The following is a 21461-nucleotide window of genomic DNA, read 5'->3' as shown; positions in this document are numbered from 1 at the left end:
GCCAGTCAAAAATGGTCAAAGATTAATCTGGTAGCTAAACCATCGAAAGCAAAATCAATATAGTGGAGATACTATGTATCAGGCAGGTGGCACCATCTCTTCATTAATTGACCAGGTGAGGAATCATGAATTAATTCTCCCTGCGATTCAGAGGGAGTTTGTATGGAGACCTGAGCAGATCTGCAACCTGTTCGACAGCCTACTTCAGGGCTACCCGTTTGGCACATTCCTATTTTGGCGCATACAGCCTGATAATCGTGGAAAGTACCAGTTTTACGACTTTGTTACGCATTATCATCAGCGAGACAATCCTCACTGCCCGCCGCTAAAAAACCTTCCTGCCCGCGAGCTGGTTGCCGTACTGGATGGTCAACAGCGTATTACAGCTCTGAACATTGGCCTTCAAGGATCTTACAGCCAAAAAATCCATGGAAAGTGGTGGACGAGTCCCGATGCGTTTCCTCTCAAGCGACTTTATATCAATTTGCTGGGACAGCCTGAGGACGAAACAGGTAGCCGCTATCAGTTCGAGTTCCTAACAGACAAGCAAGCTGGTGACAGATCCGAGGGGGAGTACTGGTTCCGTGTTGGGCGGATTCTAGAAGAAGACAGAGACGATTTGCACGATGAACTTAATGATGGGTGGAAGGGCGATAGAGAGTCCCTCAAGTCCGCTAGAAGTGTCCTTAGACATCTGATCACCACAATATTAGACAAAGATAAGATTGCTTACTATGAAGAAAAAGAGCAAGACCTTGAACATGTCTTGAATATCTTCATCCGTATGAACAGTGGGGGGACTGTTCTCTCATATTCGGACTTGTTGCTGTCCATAGCTGTTGCACAGTGGAACGACCTGGATGCACGAGAGGAAATCCATGCTCTCGTTGACGAAATGAATGAAACAGGGGATGGTTTTTCCTTCAGTAAAGATCTAGTCCTGAAGGCAGGATTGATGCTGTCAGATATTGGCAGTGTTGGCTTCAAAGTCGATAACTTCAATAAAGCTAACATGGCTATCCTTGAGAAGAACTGGCTTGAGATACGAACTGCTCTTCTCCTTACGACCAAACTCTTGGCTACTTTTGGATTCAACTCGCAGAACCTGCGTGCAGATAGCGCAATTTTGCCGATTGCCTATTACCTATATACTCGAAAGCTGGATGATGGTTATTTGTCCCGTTCAGAATATGCGAAGGATCGCGAAGTTCTGCGCAAGTGGTTTATTAAATCGTTGTTAAAGGCGTCTGGTATTTGGGGCAGTGGTCTTGATACTTTGCTAACCAGCTTGCGCCGAGTGCTTAAGGAGGATAGTGAGGCAGGCTTTCCAGCGGAGAAGCTGAGTTCGGTGATGGCGGCCCGGGGTAAGGCACTCCACTTTGTTGACGAGGAAGTCGAAGAGCTGGCCGAGTTGGAGTACGGTGGTAAAAGAACCTTCGCGCTGCTTTCTTTGTTGTTCCCGGGATTCGATTTTTCTCGACATTTTCATGTAGACCACATCTACCCGAAAGGACTTTTCACCACAAGCAAGCTGAGAAAGGCTGGTGTGCCTGAGGAAAGAGTTGAGTCTTTCAAGGCATGGAACAATCAGCTTCCAAATCTTCAATTACTTGAAGGAACCATCAATAACGAGAAGCGCCAAAAAATGCCTCTGAAATGGTATGAGGCTTCTTGGCCGGACCCTGAGGCGCGTTTGCGTCATCTTCATTCCCAAGGGATAGACCTGCTACCAGATGACGTCGCAAAGTTTGATGATTTTTATTTGCAGAGAAAGGCGCTATTGATAAAAAGAATCCAACAAGTAGTTAACAGTTATTAAGCCTAGCAATTTAATTTTGCTATAACTTTTTTTCAGCATGGATAGAATTCTCAGTGCAGCTCGAACAACTCCAGCAGGGCTTACAACACGCCTTCTTCACCGACTACCATCGGATTGTTTTCTGGTATGACGCCCCCGGCCACTTTGCAGAGTCGCTGAGTGACCTCGCGCTGGAAGGCATTCAGGTGATCACAATGGCAGGGGAGTCGACCCTTGGCGTAAAGCTACGCCTGGAGCTGGAAGAGCCTGACACTCCCACGCTGCTCTACTTTCCCTACGCCGAGCCAGCACCGGAAGACGACTGGCTGCTGGATATAAAGCTTTACTCAGGGCGGTTCTACGCGGATCGCGTCTCGATGATCTTTAATGAGCTGGGCCTTACGCGCCATGTGCTGCGCGAGCATCTAGCTCAGCGGCAGGCGTTTTTAGCCAGCCGGAAACGTCTTGAAGGGTTAATGCGTTTAGTCAAGCCTTCCATGAGTGAAGATGAGCTGGACCTTGCGATGCTGGCCGTGGTGGTGGGGGCAGCGTCAATAGAGGTGGCGACGCTGCTGTTTCATCTGGCAGAAGAGGCGGTGACCCACGAGCTGGGGTTAGAGGCGAATCCGGCAGCTTTAGTTGAGTCCGAAAAGTACGCCCTGGTGCCTGCGTTTGTACGTGTCCTACAAGCCGAAGTCGGTTACCCCGCCAGCCGTGAAGAGCTGAGTGGTGAAACGCCTCTGAATTTCGGCCAGTTAATGTTGCGGTTACTGATTACCGGCTATTGCGAGAGTATTTCTGATATTCCTGACTGGGCACGCCAGGTGGCGATTCCCTCTGTTAATGCCCGTGCATCTTCGCGGGCGTTGCTGACTCGCTGGCGGGATAGCTCGCGTTTTTACCCCGCGTTCGATGTGATCTCCGGGTGGGTGGCGGATGCCCAGCGTATTGATGACAAGCTGCAGGATGTGCCGCTAGAGCAGTTAAGCCATGTGGCGACGTTTGAGGTCGTGGAGAAGCAGATCATTGTGGATCTTTGCCAAACAATTCCCACCGCTAATGTTCGCGACCTGCGGCTATTCGATAGCATTATTGTTGAGCGGTTAGATGGCTATTGGGCGTCTCGGCATAAAAACGATGCCCGCCGCGAGCGTTATCGGCAGCTGTACGCAGCGCTCACCGCGGCTATTGCACTGTTCAGCCTGCGCCACCAACATGCCAAAGGGTTTCACTTTGAGAGCGTTGAGGCGCTGTACCACGCTTACCAAACCGACCTCTACCGTTTTGATACGGCTTATCGCCACTACGCGGTGGCATCTGACGCGACCGGTGTTGAGCTGCTGAAAAACCTGGATACGGCCGTCGAGCGCTGTTACGACGAGTGGTTTTTGGGCCAGCTGACGCGCAACTGGAGCGAGCGTGTAGAGGCCGAACAGCGGCTGACGCACTGGAAGCTGCCTAACATCCCTAATCAACAAAACTTCTACCGTGACTGGGTGCAACCTCAGTTAGCCGCTAGCCGCCAAAAACGCGTGGTCGTGGTGATTAGCGATGCCTTCCGTTATGAGGCTGCCGAAGAGCTGCGCGAGCGCATCAATGCCAAGCGTTACAGTGAAGCGACGTTGAAAAGTCAGTTGGGGGTAGTGCCTAGCTATACCACGCTGGGCATGGCCTCGCTGCTGCCGCACCGTGAGCTAAGCTATCAACCAGGCAGTGATACGGTGTTGGTGAATGGTCAATCGACCCAGGGCACCGTCAACCGCAGCAAACTCTTAAAGGAAGCGCTGGGTGGTGAGGCTATGGCGGTCACCGCCGACGAGGTGAAAGGGTGGTCTCGGGAAGAGGGGCGCGAAAAAATTAAAGGCGTCCAGCTGATGTACGTTTACCACAATGTGGTGGATGCCCGTGGGGATTCCGCTAACACCGAAAGCGAGACGTTTGCGGCGGTGGAAGATGCCATTGATGAGCTAGATCAGCTGACCCGCAAGATTTTGATGCACTTGAATACTAGCACGGTGCTGGTGACGGCAGACCACGGTTTCTTATTCCAACGTAGCGCCTTGGATGCCACCGATCGCACGGCGCTTACGGACAAGCCTGCCTCTGCGTTCAAAAGCAAAAAGCGCTATGTGCTGGGTGAATCCCTGCCTGATAACTCCAGCGTTTGGCATGGGCATACCCGCGATACCGCAGGCACCACCTGCGCCACCCAATTCTGGATACCCAAAGGCGCGCACCGTTTCCATTTTGTGGGCGGGGCGCGCTTTGTGCATGGTGGCATCATGCCTCAAGAAATCGTTGTGCCGGTGCTCACGATACAGCAGCTGCGTGGCGAAAAAGCCGAGAAACGCAGTACCCGCAAGGTCGAAGTAATCTCACCGAAGGCATCGTTGAAGATGGTCAATAACATTCAGCGCTTCGACCTGCTGCAAACCGCAGCGGTGAGTGAACGCTTGCGGCCTGTCACCCTTTCAGTCGCGATTTATGAAGGCAGTCACGTGGTCTCCAGTGAAGAGGTAATCACCTTCGATAGCGCGAGCGACAACATGAACGAGCGCATGAAGTCGGTACGCCTTTCACTCTCGGGCACTTCGTTTGACCGTAAAAATGACTACTTCCTGGTGCTGCGCGATAAAGACTTAGGCACCGAGCGGGAGCGCTACCGGGTGGTGATCGACTTGGCCTTTACGGATGATTTCTTCTAAGCCAGTGATCGTCCGGCAAGTCGCGATGCAGGTAACGACTTGTCATCTGTCAACGCTTTGCCAGTTAGCTTTCTCACACACAAAATTGTGCTCTTTTTCGCCGTTTAGGAGTGACCGTCTACATGGATTTCGAGCCATCTTCCGCTACGCAAATGACTGATTCGCTCCACGACGCAGACTTGGACACGCTGCTCAATAGCCACTTTGCTGGCCGAGTGGTGCGCAAGGATCTAACTCAGCGTGTGAAAGAGGGCGCCAACGTACCGGTTTACGTGCTGGAGTACCTGCTGGGTATGTACTGCGCATCTGATGATGCAGAGGTGATTGCAAAAGGCCTGGAAAACGTTAAAGCGATTTTGACGAATAACTACGTTCGGCCTGATGAAGCGGAAAAGGTGAAGTCCATCGTTCGGGAGCGGGGCAGCTTCAAGGTCATTGATCGTGTCACGGTGCGACTGAACGAGAAGAAAGACCGCTATGAAGCAGCATTTAGCAACTTAGGCATCAAAGATGCTGAGATCTCCGCAGGCATCGTAAAAGAGAACGAAAAGCTGCTAGTGGGCGGTATTTGGGTCATCGCCACGCTCAGCTACTTCCATGAAGAGGGGCAGACAACATCACCATTCAGTGTCAGCCTGCTCAAGCCGATTCAAATGCCGCACATGAATATGGACGAGCTATTTGAAGGGCGGCGTGGGTTCACCAATTCACAATGGCGTGAAGTACTGATCCGCTCGATTGGCATGGAACCCGCTGAGCTAGACGAGAGCGTGCAGTGGCACTTGCTCGCCAGGATGATCCCGTTTGTTGAAAACAACTATAACGTTTGTGAGCTAGGGCCACGCGGCACCGGCAAAAGCCATATCTATAAGGAGTGCTCCCCCAACAGTATTCTGGTCTCCGGCGGGCAGACAACGGTAGCTAATTTGTTCTACAACATGAGCTCACGGCGCATTGGTTTAGTCGGCATGTGGGACTTGGTGGCGTTCGATGAAGTAGCGGGTATCTCGTTCAAGGATAATGACGGGGTGCAGATCATGAAGGATTATATGGCGTCTGGTTCATTCGCCCGTGGGCGTGAGCAGATGGAGGCATCGGCCTCGATGGTGTTTATAGGCAACATCAACCAGAGCGTTGAGTCGATGGTGAAAACCAGCCATCTGTTGACGCCATTTCCTGATGCGATGATCGATGCGGCGTTTTTTGATCGCTTCCATGCTTACATTCCTGGCTGGGAAATCCCCAAGATGCGGCCATCGTTCTTCACTCAGCGCTATGGGTTTATCGTCGATTATCTGGCTGAATTTTTCCGTGAAATGCGTAAGCGCAGCTTCGCAGATGCGATTGATCGTTACTTTTCTCTGGGCGACAACCTCAATCAGCGTGACGTGATCGCGGTTCGTAAAACGGTGTCTGGCCTGCTGAAGCTAATGTTCCCCCATGGGGAGTACACAAAAGACGATGTACGGGAGTGCCTGGAATACGCTATGCAGGTACGTCGTCGTGTGAAGGAGCAGCTGAAAAAAATTGGAGGCATGGAGTTTTACGATGTCCATTTCAGCTACATCGACAAGGAGACCCTGGAAGAGCACTTTGTTTCGGTGAAAGAACAGGGCGGCGGTGGTCTGATTCCAGAAGGCCAAGGTAAGCCGGGCGTGGTGCATACTATTGGCCTAAGCGATAAAGGCATGCCGGGTGTTTACCGCATCGAAATGCAGGTAACCGCAGGCAGCGGCAAGCTGGCGATGTCGGGACTATGGAATTCCACCGCAGCCAAAGAGCAGGTCAAAATGGCGTTTGATTACTTCAAGGCCAATGCCAGCCGCATCAGCGGTGCCCGTAAGGTCATGGAGCATGATTTCCACCTCCATGTGGTAGATCTGCAAAATAGCGGTGTCCTGCGCGATTTGTCGTTAGCCAGTTTGGTGGCGTTTTCATCAGGCCTTGTCAGCAAGCCGACGCAAAGCCAAATGGTGGTGCTAGGCGATATGAGCCTGGGCGGAAGTTTAAAACCCGTTCAAAACCTTGCAGAGTGCCTGCAGGTCGCCTTTGATGCCGGCGGTAAGCGAGTCACCCTGCCGATGAGCAGCGCCATGGATATTTCCACCATCCCCGGCGAGCTATTTACCAAATTTCAGACTAGCTTCTATGCAGAGCCAATCGACGCAGTCGTGAAGGCGCTCGGAGTTGATTAAGGATAATCTATTCATTTACACCATGGATGCGTAGTGTATCTCTTGCACGTTTTCGTTCGGTTCTTAGCTCAAATAAAGCCGATGGAGTGACGATTACCGTGCTGCTCACGTTCTTCCAGGGCAAGGGCATCCAGTAGCTTATTCAGGCGAATGGGTAGCCCACGTAAATCCAGTTGATCTAGTGCTGTACGAACGTTCCTAGGCTTTGTACGAAAAGTCTTATCTGCTAACTTTTCCTATGCAATAGCCGCATAGGGGAAAACGATGGTCGGACGTTACGAGATATCTGATGACCTTCACTTTGTCACCCGGCCAACAGTCAGTGTCTCGCCACTTCATCTCTACCTTAGAAAGAATCCACCTGCCAGGTAGAACGGGTCGGCCCCGTAAGCGTAGTCGTTACATAGTGGCGGATAAAGGTTATGACAGCGATGAGCTACGCCGCTATTGTGACAGACACGGTATGAAGCCCGTGATAGCTCAGCGTAATATGCATCGAAGAGCCCGTCCTGGATTACCAAGGCGGTTTGATAAACATAAATATCGGCAACGCAATGCGGTAGAACGCTGCTTTGGTTGGCTGAAAGAGTTACAGCGAATCGCCACACGCTATGAAAAATTAGCCAGTAGCTTTAGAGCGATGGTATGCGTTGCGTGCATCGACCGTTGCTTGCGAGCCAACTTTTTGTACAAAACCTAGCTTTTCTTCCGCCGACTTCGCACAAATGCCATAACAATGGCTCGAAAATGTATGATGAAAATAATAGGGCTGAACGGTGGGGTACGTTGGAAATATAAACAAGTTTACTACGCGCCTAGATGTAGGCATTCAATGCCATTATGGTCAGTAACTGCTGCTTCTAGCGCTTGGCAAAATGCTTGAAAGGCTTCACTGGAATGGCCAGGGCGCTGGTGAAGCTCTATTTCCACATGCCCAAGATCAGGTAATCCATCGGCTTCTGTCACGATACGACAACCTGGCGGAACACTGCGCGGTGTCTTAACGGTTAGCGCAAGTCCATTTTGCACAGGGACATTAATGCCGGTCGGGGATTGGCTAATGTAGCGAAGCTCCCAGGGTTTTTCCTCACGTCCGAGTGCTGACAACGCATGCGCACGAAAAATGCAGCCTTCAGGGTTTAAGGCCAATGGAAGTATTGGCCATTGCGCCAACGGTACATGTTCAGCAATCACCCACACCATTGGCTCCCAACCGAGTAGTTGCCCTGATTGAGTGGGCTTATGTCTAACCGACAGCACGACATCCAACAACCCTTCCTGAAAGCGCTTCACCAGCGCGTCGCTGATATCACACTGTACCTCTAACTGAATATGGGGAAACTGTGCCGAAAAGCGGGGCAGCAGATCTGGCAAGTAGGTAGCCGCTTGTTCTTCAGAAGTGCCTAGTCGAATGATTTCGCCATGTGTCCCTCCTTTAAGTAAGTCTTTGGCTTCATCTTCTAACTTGAGTATGTGGCGTGCGTAGGGCAGCAGACGTTCTCCGGCGGCCGTTAGCAACACGCTGCGGCTAGTGCGCTCAAAGAGTGACTGCCGCATCTGATCCTCAAGGCGCTTTATTTGCAGGCTCATCGCCGATTGGGTTCGATGCAACACCTTACCGGCGGCGCTAAACCCTTGGCATTCCGCCACGGTGACAAAGGCGCGAAGTAAATCCGTATCCATAATTCATGAGCCTTTTAAATGGGTCGTATCTCAACTATTCATTTCTATTATGAGTCATCCATCACTACCCTGTCCAAAACGTTATTCAACGTGACCTTATTCACCAGATTATTCGTTAATTCGACAGGAGTATTTTTCATGCAAGCGACTGCGGTTGCTCCATCGGCGAATACATTAGATGGCCTTATCGATCTCAAAACGTATCCCATTGATGCGCTGGACAGTGAAACCGGACGTGCGTTAATCGCACAGTGTCGCAGTCAGCTAGGTGAAGATGGCTGCGTCGTGCTTAAAAACTTTGTTCCTGAGGAGGCTCTAGCACGTCTTGAACGGGAAACAGAGCGGCTGTCGCCGGATGCTCATTACAACCAAACGGAGACGAACCCGTATAACAGTGAAGGAGACCCTTCACTGCCGGCCACACATCCCAAAAATCGCTTTGACGATCGCACGAATGGTTTTGTGGCAGGGGATCGTATCGGTAGTGACACTATTATCCGACAAGTGTATGAAAATCCAGAATTTCAACGCTTTATCGGGGCCGTGGTGGGAATGGAAAAAATTCACCAGTACGCCGACCCGTTGGCGGACTTAGTGGTAAACGTGTTGCGTGAGGGCTGCCAGCACCCTTGGCACTATGACACCAACGAGTTCATTGTCACGATGATGACGCGTCAATCTCATGGTGGCGGCCGTTTCGAGTACGCGCCGGGGATCCGTAGCCCTGAAGGTGAAAACTTCGCAGACGTTGAGAAAGTCATCGACGGGGATCGCTCACAACTGAAAACCCTTGATCTTCAACCGGGTGACTTACAGGTGTTCTTTGGTCGCTACTCTCTCCACCGAGTGACGCCGGTTGAGGGAGATAAAGAGCGCCACACCGTCATTTTTGCCTACGCCAAAGAGCCAGGCTTTGTGGGTCGGCCGGAACGTGCTCAGCGTATCTTTGGCCGCATGGCACCAGTTCATGAACAAATCCTTAAAGACGGCATGCAGCGTAGCGATAGCCTAGCAGATTAGGAGTCGTTTAGACGTTCCCCGCGACTCCAACCAACCCTGAGGCGAGAGATAGCATGAGTATTGTCGAAAGCGAAAACCTTACCGATAACGAACCTGATCAGATTCCAGTGGTGCCGTCGGCGCCGATGGGCAACGGCGATAGCATTCCCACCGCCTTTGATCCTAAACAGCTGCGCGCTGGGCGGCTTCAGCGTCTGCGTGCCATGATGGCGGAAGAAGGGTATGCAGCACTGGTGCTGTTTGACCCGAATAACCAGCGCTATGCGACAGGGTCGCGCAATATGTTTGGTTACTTCCTGCGTAACTCCACGCGATACGTTTATGTCCCGCTGGAAGGGCCAATTATTCTATTTGAGTATCCCGGTAGCGCGCACGTGTCCACTTGGCTTGAGACCATCGATGAGGCGCGCACCTCTAAGGTGGTGTGGTCAGCGGTGAATCAGCGCGATGGCATGTCGTCTGACCCCTTTGGTGTGGAAATTGCCGAATTGGTTAAGGAACACGGCAGGGGTAATAAGAAAGTGGGCCTTGACCGTTGCGCGCTTAATTTAGCGCGTGCATTAGAAGCACAGGGGCTTGATGTCTACGATTGCATGCAGGATACGTTGCACTGTCGTCGCATCAAAACGCCTGAAGAAATCGCTTGTTTGGCTCAGTCGATGGCCGCCAGTGAAGCCGCCGTGGCGGAAGTCGAAGCCGCGATTAAACCGGGCATCACTGAAAACGAGCTGTTTGCGATCATGTACGGCGAGGTGATCAGAGGCGGGGGCGAGTTTATCGAAACCCGTCTTCTCTCTTCTGGGCCGCGTACAAACCCTTGGTTTAATGAAGCCAGTGACCGCAAAATTCGCCCTGGCGAGCTGGTCGCACTGGATACCGACACCATCGGTTGCCACGGTTACTACTCGGATTTCTCGCGCACGTTCCACGTTGGTCCAGGCAAACCTTCGGCCTATCAGCGCGAAATATATCGCATGGCGTACGACCAGGTACACCACAATATGGGCTTGCTTAAACCGGGCATGAGCTACCGTGAAATTGCCGATAAAGCCTGGAAAATCCCCGATCGCTTTATCGACCGCCGCTACCCATCGATCATTCATGGGGTGGGGATGCATGGTGAAACGCCGCTGGTCGCGCACCATATGGATTTTGATAAGTTCTCCAAGGACGGTGTTCTAGAGCCAGGCATGGTGGTGTCGGTCGAAAGCTATATTGGCGAGGTCGGCGCGGCTGATGGTGTCAAACTCGAAGAAGAGGTATTGATTACCGAGACCGGTATCGAAAAGCTCTCACGCTATCCCTTCAACGACGAGCTGCTAAAATAAGGAAGTGTAATCCCGTGATTGATTCATCGCTGACGACTGTTCCCCACTGGATAGGAGGGAGCCCCGTAGAAGCAGCTCGTTACTTCCCCGTGGTAGATCCAGCCTTTGGTAAAACGGTGCGCCAAGTGGCAATGGCGGACACGCAAACGGTCAATTCAGCCGTGAAAATGGCGCTAACGGCGTATCCCACTTGGCGTGATATGCCGCCTAGCAAGCGCGTACAGGTCATGTATCGCTTCAAAATGCTGTTAGAGCGTGATGCTGAGGCGCTGTGTAAGCTGATTAGCGAAGAACATGGCAAAGTGTTGGAAGATGCCATGGGAGAACTCAAACGTGGCATTGAAAACGTCGAATACGCATGCGGTATTCCTGAGCTATTAAAGGGCGAGTATTCCCATAACGCTGGACCGGGTATTGATACGTGGTCAAACCATCAGCCGGTGGGGATTGTCGCGGGCATCACACCGTTCAATTTTCCCACGATGGTGCCGCTATGGATGTTCCCCATAGCGATTGCATGTGGCAACTGTTTTATTTTAAAACCGTCAGAGCAAGTGCCCTCCGTGGCGATCAAAATGGCGGAGCTACTTGAAGAGGCAGGCCTGCCCGCCGGTGTGTTTAGCGTCGTACAAGGAGACCGCGAAGCCGCCGATGCGCTCATCGAGCATTCAAAGGTTAAAGCGCTGTCGTTCGTTGGTTCTACGCCGGTAGCCAAAGCAATATACCAGCGTGGTGCCAGCCTGGGTAAGCGCGTGCAAGCATTAGGTGGGGCGAAAAATCATGCGGTCATACTGCCTGATGCTGACCTTGAGAATGCGGCTAATACCTTGATTGGTGCCGCTTATGGTAGCGCTGGTGAACGCTGCATGGCGATTTCGGTGGTTGTTTGTGTGGGAAATCAAACCGCTGATGTGTTGGTAGACAAGATTGCTGAAAAAGCGAAGCATCTCAATATTGGACCCGGAACAGAGCCGGGGTTGGATATGGGCGCGTTGGTAAACCCAGCCCACCGTGATCGGGTGGCAGACTATATCGGTCAAGGCGAATCAGCTGGAGCAGTATTAAGACTCGATGGTCGCAAACATCCGCTAGTGGAAAACGCCCCTGGCTACTTTATGGGCGCGACGCTATTTGACCACGTCACTTCAGCGATGCGTATTTACCAAGACGAGATTTTTGGCCCCGTCTTGTGTGTCGTTCGCGTGGATGACTTTGATCAAGCCGTTGAACTCATAAATGCTCACCAGTATGGAAATGGTACCTGCTTGTTTACCCGCGCTGGTGAAGCAGCACGCCGCTTCACCGATGAGGTTGAAGTCGGCATGGTAGGTATTAATGTGCCGCTACCCGTACCGGTAGCCTTTCATAGCTTTGGTGGGTGGAAAGAGTCACTGTTTGGCGACTTGCATGCCTATGGGCCCGACGCTGTGCGCTTTTACACTCGGCGTAAGGCAGTCTTACAGCGCTGGCCGACGGAAAGTGCCCAAGAGACGGCACAGTTTAGCTTTCCCTCCCACTGAACCTACCTTTACCCCCTGCCCGCCGGATACTTACTCTGGCGGGTGAGCTGGCCGTTGCTAGCGATAACCCGCCATAAGCTCCCTGACCAGTGGGGTATCCGCATCACGATGTGTGGGTAATTCAAAGCGTGCTTTGGCAATCGCGGTACGGGAAAGATCCGCCATAATCAGCACTTCTTCATCGTCGGCTTGCGCAAGCGTCTCACCACCCGGGCCGAGAATGCGCGAGCCGCCCCAGAAGTGGCTGTCACCCTCCGGCCCAAAGCGGTTCGCCATAATGACCGGTGTGCCATAGGTCATGGCGTAAAACCGGGTATTCAATGCCCAATTTTCTTCATTGGAAAAGTCCTCACTGACGATGCCGCTAGCTGAGTTAATCGGCGCGCAAAGCACCGTCGGGCGAGCGAGCAGGGCGGCATGCACTAATGCTGGGTTCCATAAGTCGGCACAAATCAGCTGAGTGGCCGACCAGCCAGGGCAAATATCGGTATGCGTGAGTTCACTGCCATGGGTAAACCACTTGCCTTCTTCCAGCCCGCCATAGGTGGGCAGATTAAGCTTGCGATGCACGCCCATTAGCTGGCCGTGCTGAAAGATGGCCAGCGCATTGTAGTACTCACCGGGGCTCGCCTCTTCGACAAAACCCATCACGACCTGCATAGAACCACAGGCATTGGCTAGCGTTTTAAGGCGTGGGTCTTCCAAGGGCATCGCCACCTGCATCACTTGGTTCGCTAGGCGATAACCTGTCAATGACAACTCGGGGAATACCAACAATTCCATCCCTTTACGCTTTGCCTCGGCAATTAGCGATAAATGGCGGTCGATATTGGCGTTCAACTCACCCAATGTTGTATTGATCTGCGCGGCACCGACGCGAAGCTTGTCTTGATAATGCATTGGCGTCTCCATTGAAAAAGCCGCTCAAATAGAGCGGCTTTGCTGTGATGTGATGGCAAGACACTATGCCAGCGCTATGAGCATGTGCCTAGCGGTGTTAGAGCAAATCATTCTCGTCTAGGAAGCTCTCTGCCACGTCTTCGATTGACTCACGCTCAACGTCCACGCTGGCATTGAGTTCGGCCATCGTCGCGTCGTTTAAAAGTGCCGAGAGTTTATTCATCTGGTCGGCAAGCTCAGGATTAGCTTCCAGGGTTTCCGTGCGCACCACCGGAGCGAGCGCATAAGACGGGAAAAAGCCTTGATCGTCTTCAAGCACGTAAAAGTCAAAGGCAGGAATACGGCCGTCGGTGGCAAATACGAGGCCGACGTCGACTTCTTCATTGCGCAGTGCTTGATAGACTAAGCCTGTATCCATTCGGCTCACTTCGCTGCGACCAACACGAAAGTCGTAGGCTTCCATTAGCGGGCGCCAACCATCTTCACGGGCGTAGAACTCGGCATTGAGCGCAAAGGTTAGACCCTGCTCATTATTGACCGCGTCGGCCAGGTCAGAAAGCGTTTCAATGCCACTTTCCTCGGCGGCAGCTTCGCGCATGGCGAGCGCATAAGTGTTGTTGGCCTCCGACGGTTCAAGCCAGGTAAGGCCTTTCTCGGCGTCGAGTTCCTTGACCCGTTGGTAGGTTTCTTCAGGGCTTAGGCTTTCGCTGATGTCGTTGTAGTTGATCAGAGACGTGCCGGTGTATTCCCAATAAAGATCAATCTGACCATTTTCCTGCGCTTGGCGAAGAATGGCCGAGCCCATGCCTGAGCGGCTATCAACATCGTAACCGAGGTTGTCCAGATACTGTGTCGTCATGGTGGCCAGTATCTGCTGCTCGGTGAAGTTCTTACCGCCAACGCTAATGTCGTTGGCGTTTGCGAGCGAAACGCTGCTCGCCAAGGCAATACTAGTCAGTGCTGTAGTAAATGTTTTCATCATCGAATCCTTCTTTTGTTAGAAAAGCTTCATGAGTGGCGGGGCTTAAGTGCGACCGGGATTGACCCCACGAGGGACAACTAGAAACGCAATAACCGCGATCAGCGCATCGACCACGATCGCTAACAGCGCGGTCGGAATGGCACCGGAAAGCATCATGACCGGGTCATAAAGATCAATGCCGGTAAAAATAAGCTCACCGAGACCGCCCGCACCGATCAAAAACGCCAGGGGAACAGTGCCCACATTGATCGTTAGTGCTGTGCGCATCCCTGCAAAAATTACATAGAGGGCATTGGGCAGCTCGACTTTGAAAAGCCGTTGCATCGGTGACATGCCAATCCCCGCAGCCGCTTCCATGAGTGCTGGGTTAACTCCCTTCAATCCCGTATAGGTATTACGGGTAATGGGTAGTAGCGTGGCCACAAAAAGGCCAAAAACAGCCGGTACCGTGCCAATGCCTAAAAAGCTCATCGACAGCGCAAGCACGGCTAGGGTGGGGATAGTGGTCCCAACGTTGAGCACTTGCATGAGTGATTCGGCTACATTCGCCATTTTGGGGCGCGATAGAACAATACCCAGCGGAATGGCAAAGAGAATTGCCAAGCTACCGGACATCACCGTGAGCCAGATATGCTGAACCATCAAATACTGAACGTCAGGTAGATACCACAAAAACTCATCAATAACGCCGCTAGACTGGCTCCACACTCCGGCGAAAAAAATGGCCACCAGCACCAGTACCTTAAGCGCCCCTTTTATGGATCGAATAGGCATGGTTATTCCTTAATGGCCGCAGATGGCTTGCGATCATCCCCTTGGCGAGCGCGATAGCGTGCGCCTAGGTGGCTGGTCATGGCGCGCTGGGTTATTTGGCCGCACACCGTTCCTTCTTGGTTGACGCAGGGCAGCCAAGTTTGGTCGTGAGCAAACATCAAAGAGGCGGCTTTGCGTAGGTCATCGTCGAGATCAACAACCGCAGGAACAGCTTGGAAGTGATCGCGGCAATAGCCTTTAGTAGTGCGGGCGACGGAGCGGCTAATAATCCCGGCGGGCTGCTTCCGTTCATTCACCATCAAAATAGCGTTTTGATAACCGTAGTCGTCAATTTTCGCCAACGCTGTCTCTAACGTATCGCTTGGCAAGACGGTGCCGATTTCGTCGGTAACAATCTCACGCACTTTTACCAGGTTTAACCGCTTAAGCGCACGGTCTTCACCGAGAAAGGATTCCACAAAAGCGTTTTTGGGCGCCGCCAGCAAGTCATCGGGCGTGGAGTACTGAACCAGCTTCCCCTCACGGAAAACCGCTACGCGGTTGCCCATTTTGATAGCTTCATCGATGTCGTGGCTTACGAACATGATGGTTTTGTTGAGTTCCTGCTGCATTTTAAGGAACTCATCTTGAATGACGGCCCGGTTGATCGGGTCGATAGCCCCAAACGGTTCATCCATCAACATCACTGGCGGGTCGGCGGCGAGTGCACGGGCCACCCCAATGCGTTGCTGTTGACCACCCGATAACTCACTGGGGAAGCGCTTAAGAAAGGCATCCGGCTCCAGCGCGATCATCGCCATCATTTCGCGTGCCCGTGCTTTGTATTTGGCCTTATCCCAGCCCAATAGCTTGGGCACAATGGTGATGTTTTCCTCGATGGTCATGTTGGGAAACAGACCAATTTGCTGGATCACATAGCCAATATTGCGACGCAGTGTCTGAGTATCGAGGCCGGTTGTATCCTCGCCATTGATAAACACTTTGCCAGCAGTGGGCTTAACGATCCGGTTGATCATCTTCAACGTGGTGGTTTTGCCGCAGCCCGATGGCCCCAAGAGGACACAGATTTCCCCTTCAGGCACTTCCATATCGATATGGTCAGCGGCCACCACCGCGCCTTTCGGCGTATCGAACACCTTGGTCAGGCTATCAAGTCGAATCATATGGGTGTCTCTTATAGTAGCAATTACATCAAGAAAGAGGCGTTAGGTCGCCGCAGCCTCACGGCTCATTCCTTTAGGGGTTAGGCGCTTTTGTAAATACAGTAGTGAATAGTCAACGATAATGGCCAGCAGACTCACAGCAATCGCGCCGACGATTAGCTGGCGTGGATCCGATTGAGAAATGCCCCGGCTAATAAAGGTGCCTAATCCACCGGCGCCGATGTAGGCGGCGATCGCCATGACGCCAATATTGAGCACTACGGCCGTGCGTACGCCAGCCATGATGACCGGGATGGCGAGTGGAATTTCAACCAAACGCAGGCGCTGATTGGGGCTCATGCCAATGCCTCGAGCGGCTTCTCGTAATGCCGGATTCACATTATTAATCGCTGTGTACGTGTTGCGGATGATAGGTAGCTGGGAGTACAGCAATACCGCGATCACAGCTGGCACATAGCCGATGCCATGCCCGATGAGCGATAAAACCGGAATCATGATGCCAAAAAGGGCAATTGAAGGGATGGTAACGATGATGGACGCTAGATAGAGCACACTTTGTGCGACACGCTCATTTTTAGTAATGGCGATGCCGATTGGCACTCCCGTCAAGGTGGCAATGCCAACGGCAACGCCAACAAGGGCAATATGCTCGACTGTGCGTGACAGCAGCAGACCTGCATTATTCAAGGCGAAGTGAAATAGCTCCAAACGCTGCCTCCTGATTATTAATAGTTATATAAGAGCCGTTATAAAACTGCTCATGTACGCTAATGGTGGCTAGAGCGCAGTCCGTCAGGGCACATATCTCTTGATGTGTTTAGAACAAAAGTAGTTTAACAAAAGGGACGCGTGATTATTGAGTATTAGTATGATGATGGGTAATAGGCACAATCAGGGAGCGTAATAGTTAATTTTTATGAATCAGTGCACTTTACTTACGCTTCGGCTGTTCTAGTGGCTAAGCCCTTCAGTTTGATTGGGTGGCTAGGCTAAATTATTTAGTAGTGTTTTTTTTATTAATGGAAGCTGATCAACGGAATCTCTTTTTTGCTCCGATAGGGGCCGCATTCTTGGAAGTATAATCTTCACGCAAATATTCGCAGCGAACAGATTGAAGCGCAACAGCGAAAGGTGACTGGCCTTGGAGAGTAGGCATGTAGCACAGGCGGTTAGCCAATGGGTAATCCCCCCATTTATAACCGGGGCGATAAGTAGAGTTGGTTAGGCAGCCATGGCCACCTTCTGTTTCGGTGTTATTCCACCCAATGCCATATTCGGTCGCTCGTGGTTGTACGTCCAAAGCCAGCGTGTGGCAAAATCCTGTACTTCAGCGACCGAGTCGAACAGATAATGGCTCAGCCAATCATAACGGACTGTTCGGTTGTAGCGTTCGATGTAAGCATTCTGCTGTGGCTTGCCAGGTTGAATGTACAGCAGCTCAATGCCGTTCTGCTTCGCCCAACGGGTTAGTTTGCCACTGATGTATTCCGGGCCGTTGTCGCATCGAATGGCCTTGGGTCGGCCACGCCATTCGATCAACTGGTTTAAGGAGCGTATCACGCGCTCTGCTGGCAGTGAGAAGTCAGTATCGATGACCAGGCCTTCCCGGTTGTAATCATCGATCACGTTAAACAACCGGTACGTTCGGCCATCGGCCAACTGATCATGCATGAAGTCCATCGACCAGCAGTTGTTCAGAGCCGTGGGTACAACCAATGGCGCTGGCTTTTCACGTACCAATCGCTTTTTCGGCTTGATGCGCAAGTTCAGCTCCAATGCCCGATAAATTCGGTAGATGCGCTTATGGTTCCAGCGAAAGCCCTTCACGTTGCGCAGATACAAGTAACACATTCCAAAGCCCCAGTTACGCTGATTGTGGGTCAGGCGCACCAGCCAGTCAGCGATAACGGCGTTCTCATGGCTCAGCTTCGCCTGATAGCGGTAACAGGTTTCACTGATCCCGAAAATCTGACAGGCCAGCCGAATACTGCAGCAACCGGCCTCAACGACATTCTTTGCCATCTCGCGGCGTTGAGATGGCTTTACCACTTTCCCTCGAGGGCTTCCTGGCGCAGCTCTGCCTTCAATCGCTCTTCGGCATACATCTTCTTGAGGCGCTGGTTCTCGTCTTCCAACTCCTTGAGGCGCTTCATCATGGGGTATCCATACCACCGTACTTGGAGCGCCATTTATAAAATGAGGCACTGCTCATGCCATGCTCGCGACACAGTTCAGGGACCGGCACGCCAGACTCAGCCTGCTTCAAAATCGCCATGATCTGGCTGTCAGTAAAACGTGATTTGCGCATGTGAAATCTCCTGTTTTTTCAGGTTACAAAATTCCACTTATCAACGCGATTATTTTTCGGGGGGATTACCATTGTCTTGGTTTCTCCTGTGAAGTTAAAGCAGTATAAATGTCCTTGGCCTAGCTGCCTTACGCGATACACGATGACTTGACGGTCATCATGGTTCGTTTAAATAATTTCAAGTTAAATTTTATGTAGCCATCTCGGTATACTTTATTAGATAGTCGTCTTGATGTTTTTTCGATGCAAGGCGTGAGAACGGCGATTTAGCTGTAATATTTCTTCCTTAACTAACGTTGATGAACGCGCAGCATACCGCGCTGACCTGCCATTGCTAGACGGAGATGTTCAATGTCAATTCGCAATTTAGATGCGTTGTTTTCTCCCACCACGATCGCTTTGATTGGTGCCAGCAATCGCCCAGGCTCAGTAGGTGCTGTGCTGGCGCGTAACTTGTTTGATGCCGGATTCGAAGGGCCGATCCTGACCGTGAACCCAAGAGAGCGGGCTATCCGCTCGGCTCTCAACTACCACACGGTAAGTGAGCTGCCGCTAGCGCCTGACTTGGCCATTATTGCGACGCCACCAGATACGGTCCCCGGGCTTATTCGCGAGCTTGGGGAGCGTGGGTGCCGGGCTGCAGTGGTGATTACCGCGGGCTTCGGTGAAGGTGAGCATGCCGATGGCCAAGTGCTCAAACAGGCGATGCTTGATGCGGCAAAGCCTTTCTTGATGCGCATTGTTGGCCCTAATTGCTTGGGGGTCTTGGCACCGCACCGGGGAATCAATGCCAGCTTTGCGCATATCATGCCCCAAAAGGGGAATGTCGCCTTTGTGACGCAGTCAGGCGCGGTGGCTACTTCTATCCTCGATTGGGCGTCAGCGCGGGGGGTCGGCTTTTCGCATGTGGTGTCCCTCGGTTCGATGAGCGATGTCGATTTCGGCGATATGCTCGACTACTTGGCCCTCGACCCCAAGACGCATTCCATTCTGCTTTATGTTGAGGCCATTACCGAGGCACGCAAATTCCTATCGGCGGCCCGCAAGGCCTCACGTAATAAGCCTGTGGTGGTGGTTAAAGCAGGGCGCAGCGATGCTGGCGCCAAAGCCGCACTGTCACATACCGGGGCGCTGGCGGGTGCTGATGCCGTTTACGATGCAGCGTTTCGGCGCGCAGGTATGCTGCGGGTCAATACACTTGATGAACTGTTTCAAGCCGCAGGCACCCTGGCCACCGGTATCCACGTTAAAGGCGACCGGCTAGCTATTCTCACCAACGGAGGGGGAATCGGTGTGCTGGCAGTGGATGAGCTGGCCGAGATGCAGGGTCGCTTGGCCGCGCTTTCTGAAGCAACGCTAGCGCGTTTGGATAGTGTGCTGCCACCCACGTGGTCGCATGCTAATCCGGTTGATATCCTCGGCGATGCGCCGGGGGAACGCTACACAAGCGCACTTGAAGCCTTGCTTAACGAGAAAGAAGCGGATGCGATTCTTGTTATGAACTGTCCCACCGCGGTCGCAGATAGCCTGGACGCTGCCCAAGCGGTGGTTGATACCCTGGGGTCGCAACGCCCGGCCGTTCTTACCTGCTGGCTGGGAGAAGGGGCGCCAGCTAAGGCCCGCCATTTGTTTGCGGCACAAAAAATTCCAACCTACGAAACGCCTGAGCAGGCCATCCGGGCCTTCTGGCACTTATCCAGCTACTGGCGAAACCAGCAAACGTTGATGGAAACGCCACCGCCCATTTCCACTGACGCTACCATCGATAAAGCCAGCGCGAACGCTATTATTGACCAAGTCCTTAAAGATGAGCGCAACGTGCTGACCGAGCCAGAGGCCTCGGCAATATTGTCGGCTTATGGGATTCCAACCGTCCCTGCCATTGCTGTGCATACACCGGAAGAGGCGAGTGAGGCAGCAAAGCAGTTGGGCTTCCCGGTCGTGCTGAAGATCCTCTCGCGTGATATTTCGCATAAGTCTGATAGCGGGGGCGTGCAGTTGAACCTGGCCTCGCCCGGTGCGGTGGCACAGGCGGCCGAGGATATGCTGGCGACGCTGCGCCAAGTGGCGCCTGAGGCGCGGTTAGATGGTTTTAATGTGCAGCCGATGATTCGTCGCCCTGGGGCGCATGAGCTGATTTTAGGTGTCGCGGAAGATAGCGTTTTCGGGCCGATTATTATGTTTGGCCAGGGAGGCACGGCAGTAGAGCTAATCGGTGACCGGGTGGTGGGTCTCCCGCCACTCAACCCGCTGCTAGCACAAGAAATGATCCAGGCGACACGTATCTCACGTTTGCTGCGCGGCTACCGTGACCGCCCTGCGGCCGACTTGGAAGCGATTTCTCTCACGCTCATTAAACTGTCACAGTTGATCAGCGATCTGGATCGCGTGGTTGAACTGGATATCAACCCGCTACTGGCCGATGCTACCGGAGTGATTGCCTTGGATGCGCGCATCGTGGTCAGGGCCGACCGTGAAGAGCGGCCTCCGTTTGCTATACGCCCCTATCCGCAGCAACTTGAGCAAACTATCGAAACACGCAATGGCCAACATTATTCACTGCGCCCTATTCGTCCCGAAGATGAGGGTGCGCTGGTGGATATGCTTCGTTATTCCACGTCCGATGATGTGCGGCTACGCTTCTTTGCTGCCATCCGGCGGTTCGACCATGCCTTCGCCGCCCGGCTGACTCAGATCGATTATGATCGGGAAATGGCGTTTATTGCGATGCCACAAGGTAAACAGGAAATCGTGGGTGTTGTCCGTTTGTCTGCTGATCCCGACAAGGAAAAGGCGGAGTTTGCGATCATGGTGCGTAGTGACATGAAGGGCACCGGGCTTGGCTATCGGCTTATGCAGCAGATGATCGACTATGCGCGTGAAAATGGCCTTCAGCAGGTCTTTGCCGATGTTCTGCGAGAAAACCATGCCATGCGAGAAATGGCGAAAGAGTTTGGTTTCGTGGTCCAGTCAACCAAAGATGAAGCAGATACCGTCATGATTGTGCTTAATCTGTAACGCCGCTATCCGGCAACTGCCTGAGTTGGTAACCCAGGGAGCTATCTTGGTCATCTGCTCTGACACC

Annotated in this window: 14 protein-coding genes and 1 pseudogene; 8 read left to right on the top strand and 7 right to left on the bottom strand. The window is 52.5% G+C overall.

Translation table 11 applies throughout. From position 1 onward, the window contains the following. Positions 1 to 73: 73 nt before the first annotated feature. The 4 genes from KO116_RS11685 to KO116_RS24665 all read left to right on the top strand — a co-directional run bounded on the left by KO116_RS11685 (position 74) and on the right by KO116_RS24665 (position 7398). The gene (locus KO116_RS11685) at positions 74 to 1819 is read left to right on the top strand and encodes a DUF262 domain-containing protein (RefSeq protein ID WP_035558495.1); all 1746 of its coding nucleotides are present in this window, start codon (positions 74 to 76) and stop codon (positions 1817 to 1819) included. A 53-nt stretch (positions 1820 to 1872) separates the two neighbouring features. After that, positions 1873 to 4503 (top strand): BREX-1 system phosphatase PglZ type A, encoded by a 2631-nt coding sequence (gene pglZ, locus KO116_RS11680; protein ID WP_035558492.1) that lies wholly within the window; start codon positions 1873 to 1875, stop codon positions 4501 to 4503. A gap of 122 nt (positions 4504 to 4625) precedes the next feature. Further along, on the top strand, positions 4626 to 6698 hold the full coding sequence (gene brxL / locus KO116_RS11675) for a protease Lon-related BREX system protein BrxL (RefSeq protein WP_200897098.1): 2073 nt from the start codon (positions 4626 to 4628) through the stop codon (positions 6696 to 6698). 289 nt (positions 6699 to 6987) lie between these two features. Next, positions 6988 to 7398, top strand: coding sequence for a transposase (locus tag KO116_RS24665; protein ID WP_082072580.1), 411 nt, complete (start codon positions 6988 to 6990; stop codon positions 7396 to 7398). A 107-nt stretch (positions 7399 to 7505) separates the two neighbouring features. On the opposite strand, the gene KO116_RS11670 is transcribed toward KO116_RS24665, so the two are convergent. Beyond that, entirely contained in the window at positions 7506 to 8381 is an 876-nt protein-coding gene (locus KO116_RS11670) for a LysR family transcriptional regulator (RefSeq protein WP_035558489.1), read from the bottom strand. A gap of 138 nt (positions 8382 to 8519) precedes the next feature. Between KO116_RS11670 and KO116_RS11665 the strand changes: the two genes are divergently transcribed. The 3 genes from KO116_RS11665 to KO116_RS11655 are packed head-to-tail and all read left to right on the top strand — an operon-like array spanning position 8520 to position 12249. Next, entirely contained in the window at positions 8520 to 9401 is an 882-nt protein-coding gene (locus KO116_RS11665) for a HalD/BesD family halogenase (RefSeq protein ID WP_035558486.1), read from the top strand. A 53-nt stretch (positions 9402 to 9454) separates the two neighbouring features. Further along, positions 9455 to 10729 carry a M24 family metallopeptidase gene (locus KO116_RS11660; RefSeq protein ID WP_035558483.1) on the top strand — a complete coding sequence of 425 codons (1275 nt, stop codon included), beginning with the start codon at positions 9455 to 9457 and terminating at the stop codon, positions 10727 to 10729. Between the two features lie 29 nt (positions 10730 to 10758). Continuing rightward, a complete protein-coding gene (locus KO116_RS11655) occupies positions 10759 to 12249 on the top strand; it encodes a CoA-acylating methylmalonate-semialdehyde dehydrogenase (RefSeq protein WP_035558748.1) in 1491 nt (496 codons plus the stop codon). 57 nt (positions 12250 to 12306) lie between these two features. Here KO116_RS11655 and KO116_RS11650 read toward each other — a convergent pair whose 3' ends face one another. The 6 genes and pseudogenes from KO116_RS11650 to KO116_RS11625 form a co-directional block, all read right to left on the bottom strand. Next, a complete protein-coding gene (locus tag KO116_RS11650; protein WP_035558480.1) occupies positions 12307 to 13149 on the bottom strand; it encodes a nitrilase-related carbon-nitrogen hydrolase in 843 nt (280 codons plus the stop codon). Positions 13150 to 13246: 97 nt separating this feature from the next. Beyond that, a complete protein-coding gene (locus KO116_RS11645; RefSeq protein WP_035558478.1) occupies positions 13247 to 14131 on the bottom strand; it encodes a glycine betaine ABC transporter substrate-binding protein in 885 nt (294 codons plus the stop codon). 42 nt (positions 14132 to 14173) lie between these two features. Beyond that, the gene (locus KO116_RS11640; RefSeq protein ID WP_035558475.1) at positions 14174 to 14905 is read right to left on the bottom strand and encodes an ABC transporter permease; all 732 of its coding nucleotides are present in this window, start codon (positions 14903 to 14905) and stop codon (positions 14174 to 14176) included. A 2-nt stretch (positions 14906 to 14907) separates the two neighbouring features. Further along, positions 14908 to 16068: an ABC transporter ATP-binding protein gene (locus KO116_RS11635; protein ID WP_035558471.1), complete on the bottom strand. Its 1161-nt coding sequence runs from the start codon at positions 16066 to 16068 to the stop codon at positions 14908 to 14910. A 42-nt stretch (positions 16069 to 16110) separates the two neighbouring features. After that, positions 16111 to 16776 (bottom strand): ABC transporter permease, encoded by a 666-nt coding sequence (locus KO116_RS11630; protein WP_035558468.1) that lies wholly within the window; start codon positions 16774 to 16776, stop codon positions 16111 to 16113. Positions 16777 to 17289: 513 nt separating this feature from the next. Continuing rightward, positions 17290 to 18376: pseudogene (locus KO116_RS11625) on the bottom strand (IS3 family transposase). Between the two features lie 351 nt (positions 18377 to 18727). Between KO116_RS11625 and KO116_RS11615 the strand changes: the two are divergent. After that, positions 18728 to 21394: a bifunctional acetate--CoA ligase family protein/GNAT family N-acetyltransferase gene (locus KO116_RS11615; protein WP_035558461.1), complete on the top strand. Its 2667-nt coding sequence runs from the start codon at positions 18728 to 18730 to the stop codon at positions 21392 to 21394. Positions 21395 to 21461 lie beyond the last annotated feature (67 nt).

The sequence above is a fragment of the Halomonas sp. KO116 genome (assembly GCF_000734975.2).
In the GTDB taxonomy this organism is placed as follows: Bacteria; Pseudomonadota; Gammaproteobacteria; order Pseudomonadales; family Halomonadaceae; genus Vreelandella; species Vreelandella glaciei.
The sequence above is the reverse complement of the archived record's forward strand: the minus strand, read 5'-3'. Positions and strand labels throughout refer to the sequence as shown.